Source organism: Rubrivirga sp. SAORIC476 (assembly GCF_002283555.1).
In the GTDB taxonomy this organism is placed as follows: Bacteria; Bacteroidota; Rhodothermia; order Rhodothermales; family Rubricoccaceae; genus Rubrivirga.
The window spans coordinates 2,023,790-2,045,331 of the sequence record NZ_MVOI01000003.1; the positions used below are offsets into that span (position 1 = coordinate 2,023,790).

The following is a 21,542-nucleotide window of genomic DNA, read 5'->3' on the forward strand; positions in this document are numbered from 1 at the left end:
CGTGGATCGCCCCACCTCGACCTCTCCGTGGGTCGCCCGGTGTCCCCGAGGCGGTGGGGCGCAGGTCCGGAGCCGTGCGGAGACGGAGCGTGCCCAGAGTGTCAGCGCACGATCACGGCCTGCCGCGTGGCGACGGTCCCCGCCGCCTCCAGCCGCACCACGTACACGCCCGCTGCCAGCGCGTCGCCGTCCAGCGTCGCCCGGTGCCAGCCGGCGGCGACCGGGCCGTCGGCGAGAACGGCGACCTGCCGGCCTCGGGTGTCGAGCACCGTGAGGTGGACCGAGGTCGCCTCGGGGACTGCGAACGACACCCGCACGCGTCCCGCCGACGGCGTCGGCGCAGGAGGCGAGAGCACGACCTCCGTGACGGCGGCGGGGGCGGAGCGCCTCTGAGGCGCTGCATGGGACCACGTCGGAGCGGCCGGGCACTCCGAGAGGTCCGGGACGGTGGGTTGCGTGAGCGTGGTGTCGCTGGATGCCCACGGGGGCGTCAGCGCGGCGAACGCGTACGCCTCCGCCGCCAGCTGACGCTCCAGGCCGGGCACGGCGGGCTGGAGCCAGCGGACCGTCTCGACCGGGTCCGGGCCGATCCCGTAGAAGTACATCCGCACGCGCTCCGACGTGATGTGCTCGTGGTACTTCCAGTCCGCGGTCTGCGCGCCGAGCCAGTACCCGTCACCGGCGATCCGGCGGTACGAGTAGAGGCGGCGGTCGAGGTGCGCCGGGGAAGGCGGCGCTCCGGCGAGGAGTGCGGACTGATCAGCGCCGTCGAGCGGGAGCGTGGGGGGCGTCGCGCCCGGCGCCAGCGCCAGCACCGTCGGCAGCACGTCGAGGTACCACACCGGGTGCTGGATCGTGCGCGTGCCCCAGGCGGGGTACCACACCACCGACGGCACCCGGATGGCCCCCTCCCACGTCTGGCCCTTCCGGCCACGGAGCCCGCTGTTGTCGCCGCCGAGCGCCTGAACGGCCCCGTTGTCCGAGAGGAACCACACCAGCGTCGGCTCGCTCGACGCGCGCACGACGTCCATGATCTGCCCGATGCCCCGGTCCAGGTTCGTCACCATCGCCGCGTACGTCCGGCGCGGCTCCGGCAGGTGGTCGTAGAGCGCCAGGTCCGCCGCGGGCGCCTGCAGCGGCGTGTGGGGAGCGGTGAACGGCAGGTAGAGGAACAGCGGCCCGTCGCGTGGTCGAGACAGGATGTCGACGGCCTCGGCGGCGATGATCTCGGTGGTGTAGCCCTCGGTCACCTCCGGCGTGTAGCCGCGCCACCAGTCGAGGCCCTCGCTCGTCTGCCGGGTCCAGTACTGGACGCCGCCGCTGACGGCGCCGAGGAACGAGTCGAACCCGTGGGCGCGGGGGTGCTGGTGGCAGGCGTCGCCGAGGTGCCACTTGCCGACCATGGCGGTCTCGTAGCCGGCGCCCTGGAGGGCCTCGGCGAGGGTCGTCTCGGCCTGGGGCAGGCCGACGGTGTCGGCCATCGTGACGGGCTCGGCGATGCCCATGCGGAGGCCGTAGCGGCCGGTGAGGAGCCCGGCGCGCGACGGCGAGCAGAGCGGCGACGTGTAGAAGCGGTCCAGCACGATGCCCTCGGCCGCGAGTTGGTCGAGGTGGGGCGTGGCGATCTCGGCGCCGTTGTAGCCGACGTCGCCGAAGCCGAGGTCGTCGGCCACGATGAGGACCACGTTGGGCTGCGCTGCGAGCGAGGCCGACGCCAGGAGGACGCCCACGAGGCCGGTCAGGAGGCGGGTCGGCATGGCGAGAGGGAAGAGGGGCCGAAGCTACAGGCGCTCGTCTGCCCCTCCTCAATCCCGAGGCAGAGGGTGACGCGCCTTGTCACCCCCTGCCGGTACCTTCTGGAAAACCGACCTCTGATCCATGACCTCCGCTCCCCGCGACGCCTCCGCGCCGACCTCGGCCCCCGACGCCGATCTCGAGAAGGCCCTCCGGCCCCGCGCCCTCGACGACTTCATCGGCCAGCAGAAGATCAAGGAGAACCTGCGTGTGTTCATTACGGCGGCGCTGCAGCGCGGCGAGGCGCTGGACCACGTGATCCTCTCCGGCCCGCCCGGCCTCGGGAAGACGACCCTGGCGTACATCATCGCCGAGGAGATGGGCTCCGAGGTCAAGAGCACGTCCGGCCCGGCGCTCGACAAGCCCGCCAACATCGCGGGCCTGCTGACGAACCTCAACGAGGGCGACGTGCTGTTCATCGACGAGATCCACCGGCTGTCGCCGGTCGTGGAGGAGTACCTGTACTCGGCGATGGAGGACTATGCGATCGACATCCTGATCGACTCCGGGCCGTCGGCGCGGAGCGTCCGGATCGCGCTGCCGCCGTTCACGTTGATCGGCGCGACGACGCGGAAGGGCCTCCTCACGGCGCCGCTGCGCGCCCGCTTCGGGGTCGACTTCCGGTACGACTACTACGACGTGGACACGCTCCACAGCATCGTGCTCCGCAGTTCGGGCCTGATGGGCGTCGAGATCGACGACGAGGGCGCCTACGAGATCGCGCGCCGCAGCCGCGGCACGCCGCGCATCGCCAACAAGCTCCTCCGCCGGACGCGCGACTTCGCCGAGGTGGAGACCGATGCAGGGCCGGGCGACGGACGCATCTCCCGCCGCGTGGCGGACCACGCGCTCAACGCGCTCGACGTGGACGAGGCGGGGCTCGACGAGATGGACGCCCGCATCCTGCTCGCGCTCATGGAGAAGTTCGACGGCGGGCCGGTGGGCGTGAGCACCATCGCGGTCGCCGTCGGGGAGGACGCCGGGACGGTGGAGGAGGTCTACGAGCCGTACCTGATCCAGGAGGGCTTCATGGCGCGGACGCCGCGGGGCCGCGTCGCGACCCGACGGGCCTACGACCACTTCGACGTGGCGCCGCCGCTCAAGCAGTCCGACATCTTCGACGAACTGATCGGCTGATCCGCTCGCCTCGGTCCGGTGGCGGGCCGAGGCGGAGTCGCCGGAAGAGGGGAGGCGGGGCGCACGGGCGTGGTGTTGCTTGCGGTCCGTCCAGGCCCGGTCATGCGCGCGCTTCTCCTGCTCCTCCTTCCGCTGGCGGTCGCGGCCCAGCCGGTCCAGCCGTTCACCGAGGCGGCGCGGGAGGGGCGCGACCTGTGTGTCGAGCGTGCCGCCGAGCGCGTGTGCTGGCGGTCGGTGGGGGCGGACGGCGACGGGCGGATCGAGGTCCGACGAAGCGATGGGGTGGTCGGTTGGGCTACCGAGTCGCTGAGCGCACAGTCCGACCTCCGCGCGTTCCGGGTCCGTCTCGGGGACGGCGCGGGGCTGGTGGTCGCGCTGCGGACGGCGGTTTCGAACGGGATCGCCGTGGAGACGTGGACGCTGGCCGTCCTCCCGGACGAGGCCTCGGCGCCGACGGTCCGCTTCGAGGCACGCGACATCGGGGGCGAGGGGGCGCCGTTCGCGACGTGGCGCGGCGAGACGGTTTACTGGGCCACCGACTGGCAGGACGCTGAGGACCCGAGCGGGCGCCGGGGGAGAGGCTTCTACTTCGTCGGGCGCCCATTCACCCTCGGCCATGACGGGCTCGTCCCTGTCACGAGCCTGCCGATCCGCTCGCGTCGGATGCTCTACGACTTCCGCCAGGAGCGCGGCGGGCCGGTCGCGTGGCTGGCGGACCGTCGGGCCGAGACGCGCCGACAGGACCCGTTCTGGGGCGGTCGGCCGGAGGGGGTGCCCGGCGAGGTCGTCGCGGTAGGGGAGGGGGATGCCTACGCCTACTCGCTCACGGTGCGCCTCGGGCGGGCGTCGCGGACGGTCACCGTTGGCGGGCTCGACGGTGTCCGGCTGGGGGATGGGGCCACGGGGCGGCTCTTCCCGGCGGTCTACCGCCCGGCGGACCTCGTCGGGCAGCGCGTGCGCGTGGCCGAGGATCCGCGCGTGCTGTGGCTCGACTGACGGCTCCGCCCGCTTCGGTACCGAGGCGGGGCTACACGCCTGCGTCCGCGAAGGCGGCCGAGACGAGGTCTTGGGCTTCAGCCTGGAACTGGGCGAGGTGGTCGGGGCCGCGGAAGCTCTCCGCGTAGATCTTGTAGACATCCTCGGTGCCCGAGGGGCGGGCGGCGAACCAGCCGGCCTCGGTCTGCACCTTGAGGCCGCCGATGGGCGCGTCGTTGCCCGGCGCGCGCGTCAGGATGGCCGTCACGGCGTCGCCCGCGAGCGAGCCCGCGGTGATGGCCGAAGGCGAGAGGTCGGCGAGGACGGCCTTCTGGGCGCGGCTGGCAGGCGCGTCGATGCGGGCGTAGACCGGACTGCCGAAGCGCGCTTCGAGATCGGCGTAGCGCTCGCCGGGGTCCGTCCCGGTGACGGCCGTGATCTCGGCCGCGAGGAGCGCCAGCAGGATGCCGTCCTTGTCGGTCGTCCACGTGCCGCCGTTCTTTCGGAGGAACGAAGCACCGGCGCTCTCCTCGCCGCCGAACGCCATCGTGCCGGAGACGAGGCCGTCGACGAACCACTTGAAGCCGACGGGCACCTCGGCGAGCGTCCGCCCGAGCGAGGCCACGACGCGGTCGATCATGGACGACGACACGAGCGTCTTGCCAATGGCCGCCTCGGCGGGCCAGTCGGGACGGTGCTGGACGAGGTACTCGACGGCGACCGCGAGGTAGTGGTTGGGGTTCATCAGGCCGACGCTCGGGGCCACGATGCCGTGGCGGTCGGCGTCGGGGTCGCAGCCGACGGCGACGTCGAAGCGGTCCTTCAACTCGACCAGCCCGGCCATGGCGTACGGCGACGAGCAGTCCATCCGGATCTTGCCGTCGCGGTCGATGCGCATGAAGCCGAACGTGGCGTCGACGCGCTCGTTGACGACCTCCAGGTCGAGGCCGTAGCGCTCGGCGATGCGCGGCCAGTAGTCGATGCTCGCGCCGCCGAGCGGGTCGACGCCGATGCGGACGCCCGCGTCGCGGACGGCGTCCAGGTCCAGGATGGCGCCGAGGTCGTCCACGTAGGGCTGGACGAGGTCGCGGGCGTGGGTGGTGTCGGCGGCGAGGGCGCGGGCCAGCGGGATGCGCTTGACGTCGGCGAGGCTGGTTGCGAGGATCTCGTTGGCGCGGGCCTGGACGGGGCCGGTGACGTCGCCGCCCGCGGGGCCGCCGGAGGTGGGGTTGTACTTGAAGCCGCCGTCCTCGGGCGGGTTGTGGCTCGGCGTGATGACGACGCCGTCGGCCAGCCCGGTCGTGCGGCCGCGGTTGTGGGCCAGGATGGCGTGCGAGACGGCGGGCGTGGGCGTGACGCCGCCGCCCGCCTGCACGATTACGTCGACGCCGTGGGCCGCGAAGACCTCCAGCGCGGTCCCGAAGGCGGGGTAGGAGAGCGCGTGGGAGTCGTAGCCGACGACCATCGGCCCGTCGATGCCCGCCTCGGCGCGGTGCTCGACGAGGGCCTGGCTGATGGCGAGCACGTGGGCCTCGGTAAACGCACCGTCCAGGGATCGGCCGCGGTGGCCGGAGGTGCCGAAGGCGACGCGCTGGGCGGGGTCCTCGGGGTCGGGCGTGGTCGTGTAGTAGGCCGCGACGATGCGGGGCACGTCGGGCAGGCGGGACGGCGGGACGGGCTGGCCGGCGAGCGGGTCGATGGACATCGGGCGAGGGGAGGGGTGCCGAAGTCTACACCGAGGCGGGGAGGGGCGGCGAGGTCGGGTCGGTGTGTGATCGCGAGCGGGCTCCGTGAGTCGCGCTAGAACGGCACGGCGGCCTGGATGCGGTAGGTGACATCCACGTCGTCGAAGGGCAGCGTTCCGTTCCAGACCTCATCGAGGCGGGAGGCGGGGATCGCGAGGCCGAGCGCGTGGCGGAACTCGAAGCCCCCGAGCGAGACGAGGTTGGCCACCTCGGCACCCACGCCGACGCGGCGCGCGGCGTTGTCGAAGTCGGCCCCCGTCCAGACCAGCCCGGCGTCGGCGAAGAGGGACGGGGCGACGGGGCCGAAGCGGGCCAGCCCGAGGACGGTCGTCTGGAGGTCGAACAGGATCGGCATCCGCAGCTCGGCAGAGCCGAACAGCGCCCGCGTGCCGACGGCGTAGCTGCGGTAGCCGCGCACGCGCTCGGCGTCGCCCAGCGTCAGCGCGCCCACCAGCGGGACCTGCAGGTCGATGTCGTCGTAGCGCGCCAGACCGACGTAGTCCTGGGCCAGCGTCTCGCCGACGAGCGCCGTCGCGCGGCCCTTCAGGTAGAGGCGCGTCTGGCCCAGGCCGACCGGCTGGACGTGGTAGCCGAGCACGTCGGGCCGGAGGAACGTGTCGCCGCCGAGCGCGGGGACGCCCGCCGTGACGCGCGCCCGCAGGCCGGTGCCGTCGAGCGGCGTGAGGCCGTTCCACCGGTACGGACGCTGAAACTTATAGGCGGCGCCGACCTGCACGTCGAACCGCGTGCCCGCCTCGGGGACGCCGAGGCCGGTCGTCTCGACGTCGTCGAAGCGGTCGAGGGCGAGAGGGCTCGCGTAGGCGTAGCGGACCCGGGCGCCGAGCAGCGTGGTCGTGTACGGCCGGTCGATCACGTCCACCGGGAGCGTCGCCGAGACGTCGCCGCCGGTCAGGTCCTCCACGAGCAGGTCCGAGCCGTAGACGCTCGCGGGCGACGGGAAGCGGTACAGGTCGAGCGCCAGCGTCGGCGCGAACTGCTGGTTGACGTACGACAGGACGAGGAACGACTTGTCGATGGGCCGGGTGACGGAGACGCCCGCGAGCACCGCCAGCTGGTGCTTGCCGAGCGGTTCGAGAAAGAGCGAGTTGGCGAATGCGCCCCAGTCGTCGTCGGCCGTGAACAGCTCGCCGTCCTCGCCGGGGTCGCCGTAGGGCAGCGCGATCGTGACGGCGTGCGTGAGGTTCGCCAGCGAGTTGTAGGCGCGCCGCTCGCGGATGAGCGACGGGTCGGGCGCGATGGCGTCCGGGACGGTGAGCTCCGGTCGGTGCGTGGTCCAGGCGGCATAGGCCGGGGGCACCCTCACCGTGTCGGTCACGACGGTCGGCCGCCGCCGGGCGTCGACGACGAAGACGCGGTCGCGGCGCTTGGTCTCGCTCGACACGAGCACCAGCCGGCCGGCCGGGTGCAGGCTGTCCGGCGGCAGCCAGTCGTGGACGGTGGCGCCGTCGTACAGGAAGGTGACGCGGGTGTCGGGCGGCGTCGCAGCCCCGAGCACGCCGCCCATGAGGACGCGAGCCGGGGCGCTCGCGCGGAGCGAGTCCATGAAGGCGGCCCTCTCTGGTGTGACCTCCGGCGTCACGGGGTGCCCCGTCCGCGCCACGAACGCGTTGGGCGCTCGGTCGCGCAGCGACGTGAAGGCCAGCGAGTCGCCCGCGGCATTCCAGACGGGGAGGCGGTCGTCGCGCTCGGTGCGGGGGGTGTCCGGGTCGGTGCCGAGGCGGACCACCTCACCGGTCGCCAGGTCGACGGTGGCGAGGTCCCTCACTCCCTCGGCGTCGAACAGGGAAAGCGCGATGCGAGCGCCATCGGGGGACCAGCGCGCCGTCGGGATCTGCACGTCGCCGGTGAAGGCGGTCAGCGGGCGCTCCCGCATCGTCTCCAGGTCCAACTCGAACAGGTTGGCCGTCGGGCCGTCGACGCCGACGAAGGCGAGGCGGCGGCCGTCGGGCGCGAACGTGGGGGAGACGGCGCGGCGGTCGGTGGTCAGCCTCCGCATCCCGCCGCCGGTCGAGCGGACGAGGTAGAGGTCGTTGAGCAGCGAGCCGTTTGCCCCACGGCGCGTCCGCGCGAAGGCGATCTGCGTGCCGTCGGGGCTCCACGAGATCGGCCCCGTGATGGCGCCCTCGGCCAGGATGCGGAGGCCGCCCGTGCGCGTGCTGTCGGCGCCGGGGTTCGGCACCGCGATCAGGCGGCGGACCGGTCGCGTCAGGCTGGGCAGGACGACGGCCGCGACGCGCGCCGTGTCCGGGCTGAAGGCGACGTCGTAGACGACCTGCCCCGGCAGGCCGAAGGGCTGGGTGTCGAGTGAGTCCAGCCGCTCCATCTGCCCCGCCTGCGTGTTGTAGTAGACGTTGACGTGCTTGCGCCACTCCTCGTTGAAGGTCCCGTAGCTCTCGCCCGTGACGGCACGGAAGGCCGTCGAGAAGTCGTGGACGCTCCCGAGGCCGAGGAGCACCGGCTTGCGGTGGGCGAGGATCTGGGCGATCGTCGAGTCCCCGCGCGACTGGGCGAGGTACCGCACCTGGCTGTTGCCGACGGCGTAGCGGAGGCGCCCGTTCTGGGGGCTCGTGCCGTCGTTGTAGTTGAGACGGTCCTCGAAGGTGGCGGTCCGCAGCCAGCGGTCGCCGCGCTGCGCGTCCCAGCGCTCGGTGGCGTACTGCGCCAGGCCCTCGGTCCAGAAGCTGGGCAGCGGGTCGCCGAAGAAGAGGTCCAGCAGCCCCAGGTTGCCGCGGACGGCACGGTAGTGGATCAGGTGGGCCACCTCGTGCGCGATCACCTTGCGGAGCCACTTCACGTCGCCCGTCCAGATGTCGGCCGTGTCGTTGACGTGGACCCAGATGGTGGTGAACCCGCTCGACCCGACGTTGAAGGCGATGCCATTGGCGATCTCGTCCTCGTCGGAGAGGTAGATCCGGATCGGGTCGTCGAAGGTGAGCGCGGTCGAGTCGGCGGAGAAGGTGACCGTGAGGGCGTCATAGGTCGCCTCGGCGACCGCGGCGGCCTCGGCCTCAATGCCGGCGAGGTGGGCCGGGTACACGATCTCGAAGTGCTCGGTCGCCGCCACCTGCCAGTCGACCTCGGGGTGGTTGCGCCCGTTGAACGCCCCGAAGCCGACCTGCGCGGACGGCGCGGCGGCGGTGAGGACCAGCAGGACGAGGAGGGGCGAGAGGCGGGGCATCGAGGGGCGTCCGAGGGGGGAGGGGAAGGTAGGCCGCTGCCGGAACGGGCCGGGTCTCGGCGCCTTGCCTGCCGGGAGCCAGGAACTGTGGAATGGCCGACGGCCGAGGCCACCGCGGCATTGAGGCGAACGGGGAAAGGCGAGGCCTCTGTGCTGTGACAAAGCGGTGTCACCGTGACCCTATATCATACGCGTGCGCGTGCGCGAGAGGCCACGCTCCCCCCTTCCCCCGAGACCCATGACCCGCGTCCCCCTCCCCTCCCGTGTTGGTTCCCCCTCCCGCGTCGGCTCTCCGTCCGACTGGGCGCGGGCGCTGGCGACTGGTCCCCACTACGAGCCCCCGTACCCCGGCGCCGTCCAGGACGAGCTGGCGTGGCACCTGGTGAAGGTGCTCCGCGAGGACGCCCGCCTGCGTTCTGAGATGGAGGTCGAGGTGCCCGCCTCGGCCGACTGGCCGGCGAGTGGCACCGGCCCGGCGTTCTTCACGCTCGACCTCGTCGTCGAGGTGCCCGTGGACACCGGCGATGGGGTGCCGTCGGTGCGGCGGATCGCGTTCGAGGCGGCCGGGGCGTCTGGACGGCGTGCACTGCGCGACCACGACCGTCGCCTTCGCCGCGACGCGACCCTGCTCGCCCACGGCGTCGTGGACACCGTCTACCGCCTCCGGGGCAGCGATCTCCTCGGCCACATGGACGACGTGCTCTACCTCGCCAGCCAGTGGGACCCCGACCTGTTCTCGGCGCGCGGGCGGACCAACCTCGCCACGCTCGCGACGCGGGAGGCGAAGCAGGTGACGCTCCGCCCCGAGCAGCCGAGCGTCCTCGTGCCCTACGCCCTCGACGCCGATGGCGACTCGCCCGAGCGGCACCTCTGGCACGTCGCCAACGGTCAGGCGCCGCACGTGCTCGTCCGCCGCCTCGACCGCCGCTTCGAGTCGGTCTGGGGGCCGTACGCCGACCGACCGCTCCGCCGCATCGAGGCCGATCGGGTGCCGCTCCGCAAAGCATCCTAGTGCGTGGAGCGCCGAACGTGGTTCCTGCGCTCGGCGCTCACCGGTTTCTTCCTGTGACATATCCCTGTCACTGAGTCGGTGTAGGCTGATCTCGCCCGCCATTCCCCCCTTCCCATGACCGTCCATCCTCTCAGCCGTCGGCCGCAGCAGCGGCGCCTCGTCGTCGCCGTCCGCGGAGCCGCGGGCGCCGGCAAGAGCTGGTTCGCTGCCTCCCTCGCCGACGCCGGGCTCGGCCGCCTCTGCTACTTCGACACCGAGCGCAAGGCGCGCCTTCTGCCTGGCGCCGACGGCTCGCACTTCGACGCCCTGGAAGTGGAGCACCCGGACGAACTGCTGCCGTTCGTCGACTGGGCGCTCGGCGAGGGCCGCGCCGAGCAGGGCTACGGGTGCTACGCGCTCGACAGCTGGGCCATGTACTTCGGCCGGAAGCACCGGGCGACGGTCCAGGCCATCCGTGCGCGCACCGGCGACCCGACAGCCCAGCCGTCCGCGGAGGAGCTTCAGGCCGATCAGGTGGTCTTCCAGGAGGTCCTGCGGCGCCTCTGCGTCGACTCCGGCGCGTGTGTCGTGATCACGGACCAGATCGCCGCGCGCGGTCGGCAGGACCGTGAGGAGAACGAGGTCGGCCGCGTGCTGCCGATGACGACCTCCGGCCTGGAGTACTTCGTAGATGTGATGCTGGAGCTGTCGCTGCGCCAGGACGGCTTCGAGACGCGCCGCGTGGCGACGGTCGTGAAGTCGAACGCCGCCGACCTGCCGGTCGGGACGGAGTTCGACAACCCGGTCTTCGCCGACGTGCTGGCCCGCCTCGGCGCCGGTCCGGCCCCGACCCCGGTCGAGGTCCCGGCGGTGCTGCCGCCGCCCGCGCTGGCCGCACCCGCCGGTCCGACCCTCGCCGACCTCCTCGCCGAGGCCGAGACGGTCGGGCTGGGGCGCCCGCAGGTGCTCCTCGCCGCGCGCCACTACTGCGGCGTCCAGTCGCTCGACGAGCTGACGCCCGCCCAGACGGCGGACCTCCTCGACCGGATGCGCGAGCGCTACGCGGTCTCGGGCGACAGCGCCGGCACGGCCGAGCCCGAGGTCTCGGTCAGCAAGCGGAAGAAGGCGGCCTAGGGGCACGTGTTCCTCTCCGGCGTGGTCCCCGAGGCGGGCTAGGTTGCCGGGCCTCGCCCGCCTCTCCTCGTGCGTCTCTTCTGCTGTCTCCTCGTCCTGCTGGCGTCTGACGTACGGGCGCAGGTCGTCCGCAGCCAGACGATCAGCGCGGTCGACGGCGGCTTCCCCGGCACGCTGGCCGACGGCGACCGCTTCGGCGTCTCGGCGGCGGCGCTCGGCGACCTGTCGGGCGATGGGACCGCCGAGCTGGCCGTCGGCGCGACCGGCGACGCGGGCACGGGCGCGGTGTGGATGCTGTCGCTGAATTCCGACGGCACCGTCCGCGACGGCTTCGCGATCCGCCTGCCCGGCACCGACCCCGGCGACGCGGTCGGGACGGCGCTCGCCTCCGTGGGCGACCTGGATGGGGACGGCGTCCCCGAACTGGCCGTCGGCGCCGACCGGGACGACGATGGGGGCGAGAACCGGGGCGCGGTGTGGATCCTCTTCCTGGATGCGACCGGCGAGGTGCGCTCGGTCCAGAAGATCAGCGCGACGGCGGGCGGGCTGACCGACCCGCCGGCCGACGGCGACCTGTTCGGCCACAGCGTCACGGCCCTCGGCGACCTCGACGGCGACGGCATCCCGGACCTCGCGGTCGGCGGCGACGACGCGGACGACGGCGGGCCGAACCGCGGGGCCGTGTGGATCCTCTTCCTGAACGCCGACGGCACCGTCCGTCAGACGCAGCGCATCAGCGACACGGCGGGCGGCTTCGAGGGCATCTTGGACGACGACGACCTGTTCGGGCAGGCCGTCGCGGGCGTCGGCGACCTCGATGGCGACGGCACGCCGGATCTCGCTGTGGCGGCCTCGCTCGACGACGACGGAGCCGACGGCCAGGGCGCGGTGTGGGTCCTCTTCCTGAAGCCGGACGGGACGGTCCGTGACCACCAGAAGATCAGCGCGACGGCGGGCGGCTTCGGGGGACCGCTCGATCCGTTCGACATCTTCGGCAGCTCGCTCGTCGCCACGGGCGACCTCGACGGCGACGGCGTCCCGGACCTCGCCGTGGGCGCCAACCGGGACGACGACGGCGGGCCGGAGCGCGGTGCGGGCTGGTTGCTGTTCCTGCGACGCGACGGCACGGTCCGCGCGGCGCAGAAGCTGAGCGAGACGACCGGCGGCGCCGTCGGCCCGTTTCAGAACGGCGACGAGTGGAACCCGACGGCATGCCTCGGCAACCTCGATGGCGACGGGTTCTCGGACCTCGTCTTCGGCTCGCGCCTGTCCGATGCTGGAGGCCCGACGCGCGGGGCAGCGCGCGTCCTGTTCACCGGCGCCGGGGTGGATGCGGAGGCGTCGCCCCACTCCGGCGGGCTCGTGCTCGACGCCCCGTTCCCATCGCCCGCCCGCACCCGTGCCGAGGTCCGCTTCACGCTGGCCGCGCCGTCCCACGTCACCGTGCGCGTGGTGGACCTGCTGGGACGCGTCCGCGCGACACTGCTGGATGGCGCCCGCCCAGCCGGGTCCCACCGCCTCGGGGTCGACGTGGAAGGGTGGACGCAGGGCGCCTACCTCGTCCAGGTGGTGACCGAGGCGAGGAGAGCCAGTCGGGCGCTGGTGGTAGTGCGGTGAGGCTCAGCCGATGGTCAGCCGCCCGCTCACCGTGCCGACGACGAGTGCGCCGACCGCCACGACGAGCAAGGCGTCCGTGTAGAGCCAGAGCGCTGCCGCGACCCACCCTTGAGCCGGGCGCTCGGAGTGGCGGATGTCGGCGACCGTGCGCCGGTGGACGGCTCGGCGCGCCAACGTGTAGGGGATGAGCGTGACCAGGCCGATGCGATCGCCGAGATCGGCGGGTGGCGCTCCCAGATGTCGCCAGACGTGGCGCCCGATCACGGACTGGCCGAGCGAGGAGGCGACGCCGAGCAGGAAGCCCACCCAGACAGTCGACCCAGGCCGCACCGGTGGCGACAGGGCCTCCGGGAGGAGGGGCGACAAGAACAGCACCAGAAACGGTGCGACGATGAGCGTCAGCCCGATCGCCTTCCCGACCGTCGCAAGGAGGTACGCCCATGACCGCGTCTGTGCCTCGAAGAGACGCGAGAACCACTGCGCGTGTGCAGGCGAGAGCGTCATGCCACGGCCGCTACCGCATCACCGTCACGAGGTCCGGCACGAGGAACGCCTCGGGGTACTGCTGGCGGACGAGCGCGAGCGCGGCCTCGGCCTCCTGGCGGCTCGCGAAGGCGCCCATGCGGACGCGGTAGTACGGCTGGAGGTACGTCACGACGGTCTCCATCGTCCGCGGCGCGCCCGGCGCCGACTGGGCGCCCTCCCACCACGTCACCGCCTCCCCGCGGACGCGCTCGGCGGTGTCGCGGTTGGCACTCGAGAAGACCTGCACGCGAAAGCCCTCCACCTGCTGGGCCGTCGGCTCCTGCGGCGGCGGTGCGACCCCGCCGCTGCCGCCCGGCACGCGGACACGGCCCGCCATCACGCCCGCGGGCACGTCGTGGATAATGGTGGTCGACGTGGGCGGTTCGGCGTCGAGCCCGGTCGCGTCGAACGTCTCGTAGGCCGGGTAGGTCGCCTCGGGCGTCTCCGGCGGCGTCTCGGGACCGGGGTCGGTGACGACGCCGGCGCCGGAGCAAGCCGAGAGGGTCAGGACCGCGCCGAGCGCGAGAAGGGAGGTGATCCGCATGGTGGGGGATGGGTACGGGGACGAGGTGGGGGGCACAAGGCGGCGTCGGCGAGACGCGGTACCCGGTATCCCGTCCCTCATGCCAGCCCGCGGCGCAGGCTAGTAGGACGCGTCCGAGGTGAGGCCCTTCAAAATAGCGACGCCCGCGCTGGCGCCGAGCCGGGTGGCACCCGCCTCGACCATCGCGTAGGCGTCCTCGGCCGAGCGCACGCCGCCCGACGCCTTGACGCCCATCGAGTCGCCCACGACGCGGCGCATGAGGGCCACGTCCTGCGGGCTGGCGCCCGACGAGGCGAAGCCGGTGGACGTCTTCACGAAGTCAGCCCCGGCGTTTTGGGAGAGGACGCAGGCGATCACCTTCTCCTCATCGGTCAGGAGCGCCGTCTCCAGGATCACCTTAACGGTGCGCCCGCTGGCGGCCTCCACGACCGCGCGGATGTCAGCCTCGACCTCGGCGTAGCGCTCAGACTTGAGCAGCGCGATGGCCAGCACCATGTCGATCTCGTCGGCCCCGTCGGCGACCGCCTGGGCGGTCTCGAAGGCCTTGACGGGCGTGCGGGTCGCGCCGTGCGGGAAGCCGATCACGGTGCACACCATCGGCGTGGTCCCGGCCAGCTCGCTCGCGGCGACGGGCACCCAGACGGGGCTCACACAGACGCTCGCGAAGCAGTACTCGCGCGCCTCGGCACAGAGCTCGCGGATCTGGGTCTCGGTGGTGTCCGGCTTGAGGACGGTGTGGTCGATGAGCCGGGCCAGCGGCGGAGCCAGCGCGCAGGCATCGGCCGGGCCGGTGGCGTCGGCGCGGAGGCCGAAGCGCGCGGCGCCCGCGCCGATCATCCGCTCGAGGGCGGTCGAGAGGTCGCCCGCGGTGGGGGCGGCCGGGGCGGGTGCGCGGCCCGTCAGTCGGTCGGCGAGGGCGGCCTTCTGCTGGTCAGTCACGGTGGGTCCGAAGGGTGGAATGTTGAAGGTGGAAGGTTCGGCGTCGAAGAGGCAGGCGACCACCTTCCAACGTTCAACCTTCCGACCTCCTACCGCTACGCCGTCATCTCCTCGACTTCCTCGTCCAGGTTGTAGCGCTTGCGCTTCTCCCAGAGCGTCTTCTTGGAGATGCCGAGCAGCTTGGCGACGTCGGCGTAGGACGAGTTGCGGTTGTTGGCGAGCGTGTGCTTGATGTACTCGTACTCGAGCTCCTCGAGGGCCGCGCCGGAGCGGAAGCGGAACGTGTCGGCGTCGGAGGCGGCGCCGTCGAACGCGTCGGTCTGGAGGAGGACCAGGTCGGCGGCGTCGAGCGTGGGCGTCTTGGCGAAGATCATGGCCCGCTCCAGGACGTTGCGCAGCTCGCGGACGTTGCCCGGCCAGGAGTGGGCGACGAGCTTCTCCTCGGCCGCCTCGGTGAAGCCGTCGAAGGGCTTGGCGAACTCCTCCGCGAAGCCCGTCGCCACCTTCTCCGCGATGGCGAGCGCGTCGCGGCCCATCCGGCGCAGCGGCGGCAACTCCAGTGCGACCACGTTGATGCGGAACAGCAGGTCCTTGCGGAACTCCTTCTCGGCGACCTTCTCCTGCAGGTTCGCGTTCGTCGCACAGACGATGCGCGTGGTCACCTTGATCTCGTCGGTCCCGCCGAGGCGGCGGAACTGGCGGCTCTCCAGGAAGCTGAGCAGCTTCGACTGGAGCGGCAGCGACATCGAGTCGATCTCGTCGAGGAAGAGCGTCCCGCCGTCGGCGACCTCCAGCAGGCCGGGCTTCGCGGCGCGGGCGTCGGTGAAGGCGCCCTTCTCGTAGCCGAACAGCTCGGACTCCAGCAGGTTGTCCGGCAGCGCGGCGCAGTTGATCTCCATGAACCGCCCCGCGGCCCACTTGGACGCGTAGTGCAGCGTCTGGGCGACGAGGTTCTTGCCCGTCCCGGTCTCGCCGCGCACGAGCACGGTCGTGTTGGGGATGTCGGCCAGCGTCTGGATCGTGTCGCGGACCGTCTGGACCTCGTCGCTCGTGCCGATGATCTTGCCGACGTCGTGCTTCTTCTTGCGCGTCTGCTTGATCTCCTGGAGCTCCTTCTTGTCGGAGTACAGGTCGAGCGCCTTCGACAGCAGCGCCCGCATCTCCTCCAGGTTGACCGGCTTCTGGAGGTAGTGGAACGCGCCCAGGCGCATCGCCTCGACGGCCGTCTGCACCGACGAGTGGGCCGTCATCACGATCACGGGGAGCGTCAGGCCGCGCTCGCGGAGAGCCTCGATGAGCTCCATGCCCGATATGTCGGGCATCATCAGGTCGGTCAGGACGAGGTCGGGCGTCTTGCCGTCGTCGATGGCCTGGAGGAGCGGCTCGGCGGACGTGAAGCCGGTCGCGGCGTAGCCGTCACGCGCGAGCACCTTGGCGAACAGCTCACCGATCTTGGGGTCGTCGTCGACGATGAAAATGCGCTTCTGGCTCATTGGAGGGGAGATCGCAGGCGGTCCGGGAGAAGCCAATGGTACGAATCGTAACGGCTTCGCGCCGTTATTCGGTGGCGATCCGAGTCTGTCTGACAGGCGTCCGCAGCGACGGCGCGACGACGCGCAACGCCCCCGGCCGCACCTCCACCTGAACGTCGACCGCGTCCAGGGTCAACACCTCGCCATCGGTCTGGATGCCGACCGCGCCCGCCTCGACGGCGAGCGACAGCGCCGCCACGCGTCCCATCGTGACCTCCGGCGCCGTCACGTGGGCGCCGCTGAACGTCTGGGGCAGGAGGCGGAGCGCGCGGGCCGTCCGCACGTGGCGGACGAGACACACGTCGAGCAGCCCATCGTCCAGGACGGCGTCGGGCGTGATGAGGAAGCCCCCGCCGACGGAGTGCCCGAGGCCGACCTCGCACAGGAACAGCGGCCCGTCGTAGGCCACTTCGGTCTCGCCGCCGGTCGTCCGCACGCGGACGCGGAGGGTGGGCCGCCGCCACGCCCAGAGCGTCCTGAACACCGCCGCGAGGTAGGCCGCTCGGCCGCCGAGCCACTTCGTCTCGGCCGCCACCCCGGCCGCATGCGCGTCGAAGCCCATCCCGAGGCAGTTGGCGGCCACCCGCTCGTGCGTCCCGCCGCGCGCGTCCGCCCACCAGACGTGCCCGACCTCGATCGCCCGGTGCGGCGCCGTGGCGAGCTGACGGCAGGCCGTCGCGAGGTCCGCGTCCATGCCGAGCGCGGTCGCGTAGTCGTTGCCGGTGCCCATCGGCAGCACCGCCAGGGTACCCTCGGTGCCGACGATCCCGTTGACGGCCTCGTGGACCGTCCCGTCGCCGCCCGCGACCACCACCAGCGCGCCGCCGAGGCCGAACGTGTGGGCCATCCGCTCGGCGTCGCCGGGGGCCAGCGTCTCGTGGATCGCCGCCTCGACGCCTGCCTCGGCGAGGTGCCGGGCCAGGGGCGCGGCCAGCGCGCGGTTGCGACCCCCGCGTGCGGCGGGGTTGAGGAGGACGTGAGCCGTCATGGCCGGGTAACTTAGCCGTCTGCACCCGCCTGCCATGCACCGCCTCTTCTTCGCCCTCGTCGGTGCCCTCGTCCTCGCCGCATGTGGCCCCGCTGCGCCCGGCTCGGTCACCGACGACCTGGGGCGGACGGTAGCCCTGGGGGGCACGCCGGAGTCGGTGATGTCGCTGGCGCCCAACATCACCGAGCTGGTGGCCACGGCGGCAGGCGTCGACCGCCTCGCTGGCGTCGGCATGAGCGACGACTTCCCGGCGGGCGTCGCCCAGCGGCCCCGCGTGCAGACGCTGCCGTTGGATCTGGAGGGCATCGTCGCGCTCGCGCCGTCGCTCGCCATCGGCTCAGACGACGTCAACACCGCCGACACAGCCGACGGGCTGGAGGCGCTCGGCATCCCCGCGTACCTCTTCCGCTTCGACGAGGTCGCCGACGTGCCACGCGCGCTGCGGACGCTCGACACGCTCCTCGCCGTCTCCGGTGGCGCCCCGGCCGCGGCCGATTTCGAGCGCCGCGTCGCCGCGGTGCAGGACGCTGTGTCGCCGTTCTCGTCGCCGCGCGTGCTGCTGCTGGTCGGCTCGGAGACGCTCTACGCCTTCGGCCGCGACTCGTACGCGAGCGAGCTGGTGCGGCTGGCAGGGGGCGACAACCTGACCGACGCCTTCGAGGGTGCGTCGTCGGTGCCGAGCGACGAGGTGGTGCTGGAGATGGCGCCCGAGGTGATCATCGTGCTCTCCGGCCCCGACTTCGATCCGGCGAGCCTGCTCCGGGACCACCCGACGTTTTTCAACCTGCCCGCCGTCGTGAACGGGCGGGTGTACGGGATGGACCCGGACCTCGTCAGCCGGCCCGGCCCGCGGCTCGTGGAGGGCCTGGAGCGCCTCGCGCGGCTGCTCCACCCCGAGGCGTTCGCCGCCGGGGCGGCCTGAGCCGTGAGCCGCACCGCCTGGGTCGGGCTGGCGCTGGCCGTCGCCACCGTGCTCGCGGTCGCGGCCAGCCTCGTGTGGGGCAGCGCCGATCTGGGGCCGGGCCGCGTGTGGGCCGCCCTCGTCGGACGGGGCACCGAGGTAGACGCGACCATCGTGTGGGCGCTCCGCGTGCCGCGCATCGTGCTGGCGTTGGCCGTCGGCGGCGGGCTGGCGGTGGTGGGCGTGGCGATGCAGGCGCTCGTCCGCAACCCGCTCGCCGAGCCGTACCTGCTGGGGGCTTCGTCGGGCGCGAGTGCGGGCGCGGCGCTGTTCTACCTCGGCTTCCTGCCCGCGGTCGTCGCCAAGACCGTCTCGATGCCGGTCGCAGCCGTCGCGGGCGCATGGCTGGCCGTCCTCGCCGTGTTCGCTGCCGCCCGGCGCGGCCCGACGCTCTCGACGACGCGCCTGCTGCTCGCGGGCGTCGCCATGTCGGCGCTGCTGGGCTCGGTGACGGCGTTCGTGACCTACGCCAGCCCGGAGCCCGACAAGCTGCGGGCGGTCCTGTTCTGGCTGCTCGGGTCGCTGTCGCGGGCGCGGTGGGGGACGACGTGGTTGCCGCTGGTCGTGTCGCTGGCGTCGCTCGGCGGCCTGTGGGCGCTGGCGCGTCCGCTGGACCTGCTCTCGACCGGTGAGGAGCCCGCCGCGGCGCTCGGCGTGCCGGTCGAGGCGCTGAAGCGGGCGCTGATCGCGCTCTCCGCCGTGGCGACGGGCGTGCTGGTGGCGTCGGCCGGGGTGATCGGGTTCGTGGGGCTGATCGTGCCGCACGCGGTCCGCCTCGTGGCCGGGGCGCCGCACCGGCGACTGGTACCGCTGGCGTTCGTCGGCGGCGCGCTGTTCCTGCTCCTCGCCGACCTCGCCGCGCGGACGGTGCTCCCCTCCCAGGAGGTGCCTGTCGGCGTGCTGACGGCCATCTGCGGCGTGCCCTTCTTCCTGGCGCTGCTGCGCCGCTTCGGCTCGGGACTGGCGTAGACGCGCTCACTCGGGGGGGCGCCTCTCTTCTCTCTCGCTGTGACAGGGAAAAGGCGACGGCGAGCGCGGGCACCGAGCGTTCGGCCATACCGTGTCAGGGACCGTCGCCCCCGAAGTCCTCCACCCCTCCCAACCATGTCCCGTTCGTTCCGCGCAGCCTCACTCACGGCTGCCGCTCTGGCCGCCCTTCTCGTGTTCCTCGCTCCGGGGTGTACCTCCGCGCAGGGCGCACGCGCCTCTGCTCCCGCGCCGCGCGTCGCGTCGGGCGCCGTTCAACTCGTGGTCCTGTACCCCCAGCCCACCGATGCCGACCAGTTTGAGGCGGACTACCGGGCCCATCTCCGACTCCTCCATGACGCGATGGGGTTCGACGACGACGCCCTCCCGTACACGGTGACTCGGTTCCGCCCGACGGCGACCGGCCCCGCCCCGTACTACCAGCAGTTCACGTGGACCCTTCACTCGGCTGCAGCGCTACAAGAGGCCCGCGCCCGGCCGGGGATGCAGGAGGTCGCCGCCGATGCGGTCAGGATCTCGTCCGGCGGAGCCCCCGTCATCATGGTCGGCGACGTTCGGTAGATCGCGGGCGCCGTTCCCCACGCACCCGTCGCTTTGGGTTTTCTCCCGACGCGTATCCTCGCCCGATGCCTCCGCCCCCGCTCCGTCGCCTCTTCCTCGCCCTCGACCTGCCGCCCGACGTGACGGCCGCGCTGACGGCATGGCGCCCCCCGATCCCCGGCGCGCGGTGGCTCCCCGAGGACCACCTCCACCTGACGACCCGCTTCCTCGGCCCGACCGACCCGGAGCGGCTGGCGGCGATCACGGAAGTCGTGAGGGGTCTCCGCTCGGACCCCGTGCCCGTCACCACCGGCGCCCTGCTGCGGCTGCCGTCGGCTCGGCGCCCCCGCGCGCTGGCCGCCGCCGTGGACGACTCGCGAGCCCTGCGCGCGGTCGTCGGCCGCCTCGACCGACGGCTCGCCGAGGTCGGCGTGCCGGGCCGCGACCTCGCGTTCCTCCCACACGTCACACTCGCGCGCTTCCGCCCGCCCGACCCGACCGTACTGCGGAAGGCGCTCCGCGGGATCGACCCGCCATCCGCCTCGGGCGTCGCCGCGTCGGTGTCGCTCGTCGAGAGCCTGCCCGACGATACCGGCGCGCACTACGTGACGCTGCTGCGCGTGCCGCTCGTGGAAACCGCGCCCGCCAGCGGGGGGTGAGCACGCCATGTCGATCTCCACCCATGCGGCCCTCCGCTACGTCACGCCGCTCCGCGAGGGCGGCTCGCTGCCCGCGCTCATCGAGACCGAGGCCGGGCTGTACGTCGTCAAGTTCCGCGGCGCCGGGCAGGGGGCGCGCGCGCTCCTCGCCGAGCTGATCGTCGGCGGGCTGGCTCGGGCGCTCGACCTGCCGCTGCCCGACCTCGCCCTGGTCCACCTCGGCGACGGCTTCGGGCGGGCCGAGCCAGACCCCGAGATCCAGGACATCCTGCGCGGGAGCGGAGGCGAGAACGTGGGGCTCGCGTTCGTGCCGGGCGCGTTCGCCTACGAGCCCGCCGCCCACGCCGACCTGATCGACCCGGACCTCGCCGCCGACATCGTCTGGCTGGACGCGCTGACGACCAACATCGACCGGACGGCCCGCAACCCGAACCTGCTCGTCGCCCGGAGTGAGGAGGGGCCGAAGCTGTGGCTCATCGACCACGGCGCGGCGCTCTACTTCCACCACAACTGGGCGAGCGTGGACGCCGAGCGTGCCCGCGCTCCGTTCACGCCGATCAAGGACCACGTCCTCCTGCCCGTCGCCGGGCCGGTCGACGTGGCCGACGCCCGGCTGGCGCCCCGTCTCACCGAGGCCGCCCTCACCGACGTGTTGGCGACCGTCCCGGACGCACTGCTGATGGACGCGCCCGAGGGCCGCGAGCCCGCCTTCGACACGCCCGCGGCGGCCCGCGCCGCCTACGCCGACTTCTTCCGCGAGCGCCTCGCTGCGCCCCGCCGGTGGGTCGAGGAGGCGGTCCGCGCCCAGGCTGAGCGCCCGGACGCGTCGCCCCTCCCGTACCGGCGCTGAGATGCCCGCTTTCGACTACGCCCTGCTCCGCGCCGTCTGGGTGCCGTCCGGCGACGCCGTGACGGTGGGCGTGGTGCTGCAGTGCCGCCAGGCGCGCTTCCTCGACGCCCGACTGGTCGACGCCGCCGCCGCCGCCGCCCGCCTCGGGCTCGACGCCGACCTGCTCGCCCGCGCCCTCGGCGCGCTCCGCCAGATCGTGGCCGGCGGCCCCGAGGCGGGTCCGGTGGGTCGGCTCCCGGCGTCCGAGCGGTTCCACTTCCTGACGGCCACGCGGTCGACCGCGCTCCAGCCGTCGCCCGTACGCACCGGCGTCACCGACGACGCAGCGGCGGCGCTGGACCGCATCGCGGCGTCCCTCTTCGGCGCATCCGCGTACGGAGATCGCGCGGACCCCGGAACCCCACGGGCGCCGTCCGGCGTCTAGC

19 protein-coding genes are annotated in these 21,542 nt (G+C 73.0%); 11 read left to right on the forward strand and 8 right to left on the reverse strand.

Going from position 1 to position 21,542, the window contains the following annotated elements:
• Positions 1–101 precede the first annotated feature (101 nt).
• Complete coding sequence (locus B1759_RS10225) at positions 102–1,757, reverse strand: sulfatase-like hydrolase/transferase (RefSeq protein ID WP_095514906.1); 1,656 nt, start codon at positions 1,755–1,757, stop codon at positions 102–104.
• A gap of 121 nt (positions 1,758–1,878) precedes the next feature.
• Between B1759_RS10225 and ruvB the strand changes: the two genes are divergently transcribed.
• Positions 1,879–2,931: a Holliday junction branch migration DNA helicase RuvB gene (gene ruvB / locus B1759_RS10230; RefSeq protein ID WP_095514907.1), complete on the forward strand. Its 1,053-nt coding sequence runs from the start codon at positions 1,879–1,881 to the stop codon at positions 2,929–2,931.
• Positions 2,932–3,033: 102 nt separating this feature from the next.
• Positions 3,034–3,927 carry a hypothetical protein gene (locus B1759_RS10235; protein ID WP_095514908.1) on the forward strand — a complete coding sequence of 298 codons (894 nt, stop codon included), beginning with the start codon at positions 3,034–3,036 and terminating at the stop codon, positions 3,925–3,927.
• A gap of 31 nt (positions 3,928–3,958) precedes the next feature.
• On the opposite strand, the gene pgm is transcribed toward B1759_RS10235, so the two are convergent.
• A complete protein-coding gene (pgm, locus tag B1759_RS10240; RefSeq protein WP_095514909.1) occupies positions 3,959–5,611 on the reverse strand; it encodes a phosphoglucomutase (alpha-D-glucose-1,6-bisphosphate-dependent) in 1,653 nt (550 codons plus the stop codon).
• Positions 5,612–5,706: 95 nt separating this feature from the next.
• A complete protein-coding gene (locus tag B1759_RS10245; protein WP_095514910.1) occupies positions 5,707–8,850 on the reverse strand; it encodes a BamA/TamA family outer membrane protein in 3,144 nt (1,047 codons plus the stop codon).
• A gap of 238 nt (positions 8,851–9,088) precedes the next feature.
• Between B1759_RS10245 and B1759_RS10250 the strand changes: the two genes are divergently transcribed.
• From B1759_RS10250 to B1759_RS10260, 3 genes are all read left to right on the forward strand, one after another.
• Positions 9,089–9,862, forward strand: a complete 774-nt coding sequence (locus B1759_RS10250) for a hypothetical protein (protein WP_095514911.1) — start codon at positions 9,089–9,091, stop codon at positions 9,860–9,862.
• 114 nt (positions 9,863–9,976) lie between these two features.
• The gene (locus B1759_RS10255) at positions 9,977–10,975 is read left to right on the forward strand and encodes a hypothetical protein (protein ID WP_095514912.1); all 999 of its coding nucleotides are present in this window, start codon (positions 9,977–9,979) and stop codon (positions 10,973–10,975) included.
• Positions 10,976–11,044: 69 nt separating this feature from the next.
• The gene (locus tag B1759_RS10260; protein ID WP_095514913.1) at positions 11,045–12,592 is read left to right on the forward strand and encodes an FG-GAP-like repeat-containing protein; all 1,548 of its coding nucleotides are present in this window, start codon (positions 11,045–11,047) and stop codon (positions 12,590–12,592) included.
• 3 nt (positions 12,593–12,595) lie between these two features.
• Here B1759_RS10260 and B1759_RS10265 read toward each other — a convergent pair whose 3' ends face one another.
• The 5 genes from B1759_RS10265 to B1759_RS10285 all read right to left on the reverse strand — a co-directional run bounded on the left by B1759_RS10265 (position 12,596) and on the right by B1759_RS10285 (position 17,120).
• Positions 12,596–13,096, reverse strand: a complete 501-nt coding sequence (locus B1759_RS10265) for a hypothetical protein (protein ID WP_095514914.1) — start codon at positions 13,094–13,096, stop codon at positions 12,596–12,598.
• A 10-nt stretch (positions 13,097–13,106) separates the two neighbouring features.
• The gene (locus B1759_RS10270) at positions 13,107–13,661 is read right to left on the reverse strand and encodes an SPOR domain-containing protein (RefSeq protein WP_143537336.1); all 555 of its coding nucleotides are present in this window, start codon (positions 13,659–13,661) and stop codon (positions 13,107–13,109) included.
• 99 nt (positions 13,662–13,760) lie between these two features.
• Positions 13,761–14,429, reverse strand: a complete 669-nt coding sequence (deoC, locus tag B1759_RS10275) for a deoxyribose-phosphate aldolase (RefSeq protein ID WP_369811370.1) — start codon at positions 14,427–14,429, stop codon at positions 13,761–13,763.
• 266 nt (positions 14,430–14,695) lie between these two features.
• On the reverse strand, positions 14,696–16,093 hold the full coding sequence (locus tag B1759_RS10280; protein ID WP_095514916.1) for a sigma-54 dependent transcriptional regulator: 1,398 nt from the start codon (positions 16,091–16,093) through the stop codon (positions 14,696–14,698).
• Between the two features lie 64 nt (positions 16,094–16,157).
• The gene (locus B1759_RS10285) at positions 16,158–17,120 is read right to left on the reverse strand and encodes a diacylglycerol kinase family protein (protein ID WP_158225208.1); all 963 of its coding nucleotides are present in this window, start codon (positions 17,118–17,120) and stop codon (positions 16,158–16,160) included.
• A gap of 34 nt (positions 17,121–17,154) precedes the next feature.
• Between B1759_RS10285 and B1759_RS10290 the strand changes: the two genes are divergently transcribed.
• The 6 genes from B1759_RS10290 (at position 17,155) to B1759_RS10315 (ending at position 21,541) form a co-directional block, all read left to right on the forward strand.
• Positions 17,155–18,042 carry an ABC transporter substrate-binding protein gene (locus tag B1759_RS10290; protein WP_095514918.1) on the forward strand — a complete coding sequence of 296 codons (888 nt, stop codon included), beginning with the start codon at positions 17,155–17,157 and terminating at the stop codon, positions 18,040–18,042.
• A 3-nt stretch (positions 18,043–18,045) separates the two neighbouring features.
• On the forward strand, positions 18,046–19,050 hold the full coding sequence (locus B1759_RS10295) for an iron ABC transporter permease (RefSeq protein WP_095514919.1): 1,005 nt from the start codon (positions 18,046–18,048) through the stop codon (positions 19,048–19,050).
• Positions 19,051–19,185: 135 nt separating this feature from the next.
• Positions 19,186–19,629, forward strand: a complete 444-nt coding sequence (locus tag B1759_RS10300) for an EthD family reductase (protein WP_095514920.1) — start codon at positions 19,186–19,188, stop codon at positions 19,627–19,629.
• Positions 19,630–19,694: 65 nt separating this feature from the next.
• Positions 19,695–20,267 carry an RNA 2',3'-cyclic phosphodiesterase gene (gene thpR, locus B1759_RS10305; protein WP_095514921.1) on the forward strand — a complete coding sequence of 191 codons (573 nt, stop codon included), beginning with the start codon at positions 19,695–19,697 and terminating at the stop codon, positions 20,265–20,267.
• Between the two features lie 13 nt (positions 20,268–20,280).
• Positions 20,281–21,117 carry a HipA family kinase gene (locus tag B1759_RS10310; RefSeq protein ID WP_369811371.1) on the forward strand — a complete coding sequence of 279 codons (837 nt, stop codon included), beginning with the start codon at positions 20,281–20,283 and terminating at the stop codon, positions 21,115–21,117.
• Position 21,118: 1 nt separating this feature from the next.
• A complete protein-coding gene (locus tag B1759_RS10315) occupies positions 21,119–21,541 on the forward strand; it encodes a DUF3037 domain-containing protein (protein WP_095514923.1) in 423 nt (140 codons plus the stop codon).
• Position 21,542: the final 1 nt, after the last annotated feature.